Source organism: Dysgonomonas sp. GY75 (assembly GCF_015234155.1).
Taxonomy (GTDB): Bacteria; Bacteroidota; Bacteroidia; order Bacteroidales; family Dysgonomonadaceae; genus Dysgonomonas; species Dysgonomonas gadei.
Genome location: NZ_JADCLQ010000066.1, coordinates 48,212 through 55,673 on the forward strand (window position 1 = coordinate 48,212; position 7,462 = coordinate 55,673).

Genomic DNA, 7,462 nt, shown 5'->3' on the forward strand with positions numbered 1-7,462 from the left:
AACTACTAATCTTATTTGCATACCATGCAGTTGCCACAACGTGCACTTTCTCCGCGGAAGCGTTTTTCAACCAGATCCTGCAATCTTTCTCTCAAACGCGGGATACGCACATGCTCCAAAACCCCCGCCGTAAAGGCCTGCATCAACATCAGTTTCGCAGCATCATATCCTATACCACGCGAACGGAGATAGAATAGTGCTTCTTCGTCCAGTTGCCCTGTTGTGAGACCGTGAGAACATTTTACATCGTCGGCATATATTTCGAGCTGCGGTTTAGCATACATTTTTGCATTCGGCGATATACAAAGATTGTTATTAGACTGATATGCCATTGTTTTCTGCGCATCTTTCTCTACCAGAATACGACCGCAAAAAGAACCTTTAGCCTCATCCTGCAATACATATTTAAACAACTGCGTACTAGTGCAGTGTGGTTTAGCATGATCGAGGAATGCAAAGTTATCTACATATTGCTGCCTGTCGGCAATAACCATTCCACATACATACGCTTCTGCATGTTCACCATTTAGCTTTACATTGTAATTGTTACGGCTCACACCTGTATTCAATGTCATATTGTTCACCAATACGTTTGAAGATCCCTCCTGTAATACAAATGTATTTGTCAGCCGGGTCACCTTATCCGAATTTTCTTCCAGGTCGTAACAGTCTACGACTGCATTCCGTCCGGCGTATATCTCGGTTACCTGAGTAGCCAGGAAGTGGGATTCGTCTACCGTATGGTCACAAATAAGCAATTTTACCTGAGCATCGTCCTCAGCAATAATCAATATACGTCGATTTACGAGATAATTAAACTCACTTTTCAGTATATTAATTAACTGTATCGGTTCCTCAACAATCACTCCTTTAGGTACATATATTGCCAGTCCATCCTGAGCAAACATAGTATTGAATGCAATGATACCATTGTTATTCACATCTGCTATTTGTCCGTAATATTTACTGCAAACTTCGGGTTTCTCCTCTGCAAATTGCTTCAGGCTACCTACAAATACACCTTTAGGGTATTCTACGTGTGGCCTGTGTTCCTGATGAAACAAATCGTTCAGTACAAAATACAAATTTGTTGTCATATTGGGAATCTCACACCTGAATGCCACATATGGATTTCCCTGGAATGGAACACGGTTCAAGTTGAGCCCGAAATCGGGCATAAACTCCGCCGCCACATCCAGATAAAGGTAATCCTCCAGCTTTTTTGTAGGGAAACCTTGCTTCTGAAAGGCTTCAAATGCTTTATCACGTTGGCTGTTCAGCCCCGGCGCGGATTTAGCATCGATCTTATCCCTGTACTGATTGAATATGTCTATATATTGATTCTCTATCATTATTCCTGAAATTCTTTAATAATCCAATCGTAACCTTTTTCTTCAAGCTCCAAAGCTAATTCAGCCCCGGCACTTTTCACAATACGTCCTTTGTAAAGAACATGTACAAAGTCCGGTTTGATATAGTCCAGCAAGCGTTGGTAGTGAGTAATCACCACAGTCGCGTTATCTTTACGTCTCAGCTTGTTTACGCCGGCTGCAACGATACGGAGTGCATCTATATCAAGCCCTGAATCGGTTTCGTCCAGGATTGCCAGTTTCGGCTCAAGCATAGCCATCTGAAATATCTCGTTACGTTTTTTCTCTCCTCCTGAAAAACCTTCGTTCACCGAACGTCCGGCAAGATCCTTATCGAGTTCTACAAGTTCTCTCTTTTCTTTTATCATTTTTAGAAAATCAGAAGCCGATATCGGTTCTTGTTCTCTGTGCTTACGAATTTCGTTAAGAGAGGCACGCATAAAATTAGTCATACTCACACCCGGTATTTCCACCGGATACTGGAAGCTAAGGAAAAGACCCTCACGCGCCCTGTCTTCCGGATCCATATCGAGTAAGTCGTGTCCTCTGTAATCTATTTCTCCCTCTGTTACTTCAAAGTTAGGGTTACCTACAAGTACAGATGCCAAAGTGCTTTTGCCTGCTCCGTTAGGTCCCATTATTGCATGAATTTCGCCTTCGTTAACTTCAAGGTTTAATCCTTTCAGTATTTCCTTGCCTTCAACATTGGCGTGCAAGTCTTTTATGTTTAATAAGTTTGCCATTATAAATTTTATGTTGTTTAAATAATAATCCCAGTGTTTACTAACCATTTTAACACTAAGAAATAATATATGTTCAAGTCGTAAAGACTTCCGGACACAAAATTAATAAATAAAAAGCAAAATAGCTTGTTTATGACAAGCTATTAGTTATTTATTAAATCTATATCTCTAAAGATATAATTCAGATTATTTATTCTAAAAATCCATCTCCACCACTATCGGGCAATGATCCGAAAAATCTATATCGCTCAATATTGCCGCTCCATTAAGGCGGGGTCTGGCTTCTTCCGATATGATATGATAGTCGATGCGCCAGCCCAGATTCTTTCCTCTGGCTCCGGCCCGGTAGCTCCACCAACTGTATTTATCGGGACTTTCGTCATATACACGGAAAGTATCTATCAATCCTGTAGCAATATATTCGTCGAACCATTGGCGTTCCTCAGGCAAAAACCCTGAATCTTTGGTATGACGCTCCGGGTGGCTGATATCAATTGGTTTGTGACAAATATTATAATCGCCACAGATGAGTATCTGAGGTCTTTCTTTCCGGAGTTCATTTATGAAATGGGTGAAATCGGCGAGAAATTTCATTTTTACATCCTGACGTATATCGCCCATTGTTCCGGAAGGGATATAAACACAGATCACTGTCATATCACCATAATCTGCACGTAGTACCCTCCCCTCCCTATCATACACAGGCATATCCATACCTGATTTTACAAAGTCCGGTTTCTTTTTTGTCAGGATGCCGACTCCGCTATATCCTTTTTTTTCGGCGGAATGAAAATAATAATGATACCCCAATGATTGAATGGTCAATACATCGATCTGTTCTTCCATCGCCTTTATCTCCTGCAAACAGAGTATATCCGGCGATTCTTTTTCCATCCATTCGTATAACCCTTTATTTACAGCGGCACGTATACCGTTAACGTTGTATGATATTATTTTCATAGTTTATTGATCCAATAAATTGGCTTATTTATCAATTAGTAAATAGCATTATGTCTCAATTTACTAATTTCCGAATTCCTCAATTTTTATGTTAGTTTTATACCTTCGTTTTCTGCGGCCTTGACTTTCTTGAATAAATCCGAAGCAAAGACAAAATCATTGAAATCTTCGTTTGTAGAAGACATCACATCGGCACTGGTCCCCTGCCACTCCAGATTTCCCTCTTTGATATAATTGATCCGTTCACCGATTCCCATCACCGAATTCATATCATGGGTATTGATAATCGTGGTCATATTATACTCTTTTGTGATATCGTGTATCAGGTCGTCAATAACCAATGAAGTCTGGGGATCAAGTCCTGAATTGGGCTCATCGCAAAACAAATATTTCGGGTTAAGAGCAATTGCTCGGGCAATAGCTGAACGCTTCATCATTCCTCCACTTATTTCGGAGGGATATAAATGTCCCGAATCCGCCAGATTTACCCTCTCGAGACAAAACTGTGTACGCTTTGCCTGTTCGGCTCTGGACATATCAGAAAACATCATCAACGGAAAGTTGACATTTTCGAATACTGTCATGGAATCAAATAATGCGGACCCCTGAAATATCATGCCCATTTCCTGACGCAATGCTTTCACTTCAGCCGTTCTCATTTTTGTAAGGTCTCGTCCATCATATAGAATCTGCCCGCTGGTAGGGCGCATCAGACCTACTAAGTTCTTGAGAAGTACGGTTTTTCCCGAACCACTCCGCCCTATGATAAGATTTGTTTTGCCTGCTTCAAATACAATGTTTATGTCTTTCAGCACTTCGCGCCCATCGAACGACTTATCTAAGTTTTTTACTTCTATCATGACATCATCAATTGAGTGATTAACAAGTCTGACACGAGTACAAGTATACTACTCATAACTACAGAATCTGTACTGGCTTTACCCACATCCAGCGAACCTCCTCTGGCAGCATAGCCATAAAAAGACGCTACAGATGCTATGATAAAAGCAAACACAATTGTTTTTACAATCGCATACCATACATAGAACTCTTTAAAGAATGATTGCAAACCATATTGAAATGTATCGGCAGGCATTATCTGTCCTATTATACAAACAGCAAAACCGCCAATAACACCGAACACCATACTTAATACCACCAACACAGGAATAAAAGCCATTAATGCTGTGATTTTAGGAAGAATTATGTAATTTGCGGAGTTTACTCCCATGATTTCAAGGGCGTCTATCTGTTCGGTCACCTGCATAGTCCCTATTTCCGAGGCAATATTAGATCCTACTTTTCCGGCTAGTATAAGGCACATGATAGTGGACGAGAATTCCAAAATCAGAATCTCACGCGATACATATCCCACTGTATATCGTGGCATAAAAGGAGAATCTATATTCAACTTAATCTGTACTACGATTACAGCTCCGATAAAGAACGAGATAATGATAACTATCCAGATGGAATTTACTCCAAGCTTACTCATTTCGGCAAAGAACTGACGAAAAAACACATTCCACTTCTGCGGCCTGGTAAAAACCTTTTGCATCAGAAGCGTATATCGTCCCAATTTTTCTAAAAGAGATGTCAACATATATTGATTATTTCTTTGTGCAATAATATAAAACTCCGACAAAGATACATCTTTTTAATAAATGTAAGTTTGTATCATTCTAAAAATTCCCTAAACATAGGCTATTGAAGAGAGTTCAATTTTATAATAATATCATAACTTTGCAGAAAAACAAGATGAATATTATGGATGAAATATCATTTAAGCATACCATTCCACTACAACTGAGAGCTAATGACATTGATCGGTTCGGACATATCAATAATGCAGTTTATTTTACTTTCTACGATTTGGGAAAAACTAATTACATTGAAACTATTTGCCCGAATGTGAATTGGGAAGAAGAAGCTATTGTTGTGGTTGAAATCAATGTAGTGTTTAAATCTCAGATATTTGGCACCGACCATATCGCAACACAAACCGCGGTAACTGCTATTGGTACAAAAAGCTTTGAACTGGCTCAACGTGTTATTGATGTTAGTACCGGGGAAGAAAAATGTTTTTGTCGGTCAACAATGGTTACTTACGACTTGATTCAGCATAAGTCCAAGCCGGTACCACAAGATTGGGTAGAAGCTATTTGCAACTTTGAAGGAAAAGATTTAAGAAAAAAGTGATTTCTCAAATACACTACTTCCTATACATGCATGATAGTATTAATTTAAACGGACTCAATGACAACAATCTGATAAATAATAATGAGTAACCTCTTAAATATTCGGACTGTTACCACTTCACTATAATCATTTAACAAAAAAAGGAAATTAATATTTTAATTACGCTTCTTTTCTTGTTCTTTGTATAGGTCTATTTGTTTATCTATCGACTTGCCTATTCTTGAATCGAAATCTTCAGGAACATTAATTTATCGCAGTGAATTACACAGTAGTCGCAATTGTCAATACATTTTCTATCACAATCAGTATAATTACACCTATCTAGACCCAGCATAGATTCAAGGACTATGCATGAATTAAGTAAAACTGCAAATGTTAGTGTTAAAATTATTTTCATCGGTAAATATTAAAAAAACAGAAATAATAAAATATTTTGAATTGGCTCTTATGCCCAAAAGAAAATTAGATAAACAATCCTGCCGATAATGATAAAGGCAGGATTGTTGGAAAAATGATATGTTCCGGCTACGCCTAGAACTACAAGGATTTAATAGATAAATTACATCAAGCTCCAAGAGAAAGCTAAAGCGCGTAGAAATCTTCGTCAGTTGTTTCCAGAATCTGCCTTTCACAGCTCTCTTCCGAGTTGATGAAAGCGACAAGCTATAATTATCAGGATCACTGTCAAACTCTACCTTTGTCGGAGATATAATAATTAAAGTATCCGCCAATGGCAATTTGGAGCCCATCAGGATTCGTTGTGTATGTTTTAGAGACTTTCTATACAAATAATAGGACTGAGCTGCAAATCCGTCAATACGGCCGAATTATAAGCTGACACGGTCCAGCATCAACGATGCTGCTCCTATCTGGCTGAATCATATCAATACTGAGCGTCATGTAAGTATCTAAAATAATAGGCGTGTAAATCAATGATTTACACGCCTATTCACTTTTTAAAAGTGACCACGGCAGGACGTTTTCACAAAACAATGTATATCCTTGAAAATTAGAAGGTATCACGGCAAAGAACTATGATCTATATGCTATTGAATGTAATTATGACGAGGATAAAGTATATGATGTTATCCGAGAAAAAAACAGCTAGAGGTGAATATGCGCATCAACGCGGTAGTATCAATTCCCATTTAAGTAAACAGCAAGTTCAGGCATTTGTATTGAATAATGCCGGTCTAAACTATGAGTTTATAATGCTTCATCAATCAAGTGAATTTTAAAATAATACAATTATGTCTACATACGATCAAAAAGAAAAATGCAAATACTCATATTGCCGAAGAGGTAACCTCTGGGCGGTATATGACAATGAAACAGGCTCTAAGGTAGATTCTTTTATCGAAAAAGAAGGTGCTCGGAAGAAAGTATATGATCTTAATGGATGGGATTACTCTTAAATCTGGAGAATTTCTATTTGAAGATGGATATACCGTAGATCCTGATCTGTTTTGGTTGGATCGTCAAGGCGAAGAATGGGAAATCGGATGGGATTATTTTCCTGAATAATTAAAAATTCAAAATATTAATTATGACACTCCAAGAAGAAGCTCAACAAATACAGGATTATCTCGACATCGAATGTTCCGAGAATCCAGAAGAAATACTCGAACGTATCCGTGCTATTATGCCATATATCAGCCGTACTGCTTTTATGTTGGCAGAAGCAAAGAAAGCTCTGAGACGTAAGAAAGCTTCCGAAATAAGCAATACAATCATCAATATAGCCAAAGAACAATGTTTGTCAGCAAAGGTGCAAAATACATTGATAGATTCGATTGCCGAAGAAGAAGAAGAAGCATACTTGGTTGATTGGTTAGACCGACTCAACGCTGCTGCAACTCATCAGGTGGATGCTTTATGCTCTATACTAAGTTATGAAAGAGAAAATTTAAGAATTACTAAAACAGGATATTAAAATTATGGGATTACAAAAGAAAACATTACCCGTAGAAGAAGCCAACGGCTGGTATTTAATGCAGTCAGAGTACCGTTATTGGAACGAAGATTTTATTGATGAAGATACAGGTACACCAACATCTGTTGAACGAAAAGAATCGCTTTGCGGAAAAGGTACATTGATAAATGATATCACCAAATCGTTGCTTATCGAGAACGGTATTAAAAATGTCAAAGTTTCAAATATTCCTTTGCTTGGTCAACAAGACAAGAATC

At 38.2% G+C, this 7,462-nt stretch carries 8 protein-coding genes and 1 pseudogene; 4 read left to right on the forward strand and 5 right to left on the reverse strand.

Features of this window, described 5'->3' with window-relative positions; all coding sequences use genetic code 11:
* Nucleotides 1-11 precede the first annotated feature (11 nt).
* The 5 genes from sufD to IR083_RS23690 all read right to left on the reverse strand — a co-directional run bounded on the left by sufD (nucleotide 12) and on the right by IR083_RS23690 (nucleotide 4,673).
* Nucleotides 12-1,352 (reverse strand): Fe-S cluster assembly protein SufD, encoded by a 1,341-nt coding sequence (gene sufD / locus IR083_RS23670; RefSeq protein ID WP_194226168.1) that lies wholly within the window; start codon nucleotides 1,350-1,352, stop codon nucleotides 12-14.
* Complete coding sequence (sufC, locus tag IR083_RS23675; protein WP_006799336.1) at nucleotides 1,352-2,113, reverse strand: Fe-S cluster assembly ATPase SufC; 762 nt, start codon at nucleotides 2,111-2,113, stop codon at nucleotides 1,352-1,354. The genes sufD and sufC overlap by 1 nt, the downstream gene beginning before the upstream one ends.
* Nucleotides 2,114-2,308: 195 nt before the next feature.
* The gene (locus tag IR083_RS23680; RefSeq protein WP_006799337.1) at nucleotides 2,309-3,073 is read right to left on the reverse strand and encodes an exodeoxyribonuclease III; all 765 of its coding nucleotides are present in this window, start codon (nucleotides 3,071-3,073) and stop codon (nucleotides 2,309-2,311) included.
* 86 nt (nucleotides 3,074-3,159) lie between these two features.
* Entirely contained in the window at nucleotides 3,160-3,933 is a 774-nt protein-coding gene (locus IR083_RS23685) for an ABC transporter ATP-binding protein (protein WP_194226169.1), read from the reverse strand.
* Nucleotides 3,930-4,673: an MlaE family ABC transporter permease gene (locus tag IR083_RS23690; RefSeq protein WP_395858103.1), complete on the reverse strand. Its 744-nt coding sequence runs from the start codon at nucleotides 4,671-4,673 to the stop codon at nucleotides 3,930-3,932. Before IR083_RS23690 ends, IR083_RS23685 begins: the two co-directional genes overlap by 4 nt.
* 167 nt (nucleotides 4,674-4,840) lie before the next feature.
* Here IR083_RS23690 and IR083_RS23695 point away from each other — a divergent pair, with 167 nt between their 5' ends.
* From IR083_RS23695 to IR083_RS23710, 4 genes and pseudogenes are all read left to right on the forward strand, one after another.
* Nucleotides 4,841-5,272, forward strand: a complete 432-nt coding sequence (locus tag IR083_RS23695; protein ID WP_044215910.1) for an acyl-CoA thioesterase — start codon at nucleotides 4,841-4,843, stop codon at nucleotides 5,270-5,272.
* Between the two features lie 1,250 nt (nucleotides 5,273-6,522).
* Entirely contained in the window at nucleotides 6,523-6,687 is a 165-nt protein-coding gene (locus tag IR083_RS23700; protein WP_194226170.1) for a hypothetical protein, read from the forward strand.
* 131 nt (nucleotides 6,688-6,818) lie between these two features.
* Nucleotides 6,819-7,205 (forward strand): hypothetical protein, encoded by a 387-nt coding sequence (locus IR083_RS23705; RefSeq protein WP_199343267.1) that lies wholly within the window; start codon nucleotides 6,819-6,821, stop codon nucleotides 7,203-7,205.
* A 4-nt stretch (nucleotides 7,206-7,209) separates the two neighbouring features.
* A pseudogene (locus IR083_RS23710) lies at nucleotides 7,210-7,462 on the forward strand (hypothetical protein); the annotation flags it as partial.

Bases quoted from the DNA above. Each gene is read 5' to 3' on its own strand.
- IR083_RS23705 (WP_199343267.1), top strand. From the start codon at position 6,819: ATGACACTCCAAGAAGAAGCTCAACAAATACAGGATTATCTCGACATC.
- sufC (WP_006799336.1), bottom strand. From the start codon at position 2,113: ATGGCAAACTTATTAAACATAAAAGACTTGCACGCCAATGTTGAAGGC.
- sufD (WP_194226168.1), bottom strand. From the start codon at position 1,352: ATGATAGAGAATCAATATATAGACATATTCAATCAGTACAGGGATAAG.
- IR083_RS23700 (WP_194226170.1), top strand. From the start codon at position 6,523: ATGTCTACATACGATCAAAAAGAAAAATGCAAATACTCATATTGCCGA.
- IR083_RS23685 (WP_194226169.1), bottom strand. From the start codon at position 3,933: ATGATAGAAGTAAAAAACTTAGATAAGTCGTTCGATGGGCGCGAAGTG.
- IR083_RS23680 (WP_006799337.1), bottom strand. From the start codon at position 3,073: ATGAAAATAATATCATACAACGTTAACGGTATACGTGCCGCTGTAAAT.
- IR083_RS23695 (WP_044215910.1), top strand. From the start codon at position 4,841: ATGGATGAAATATCATTTAAGCATACCATTCCACTACAACTGAGAGCT.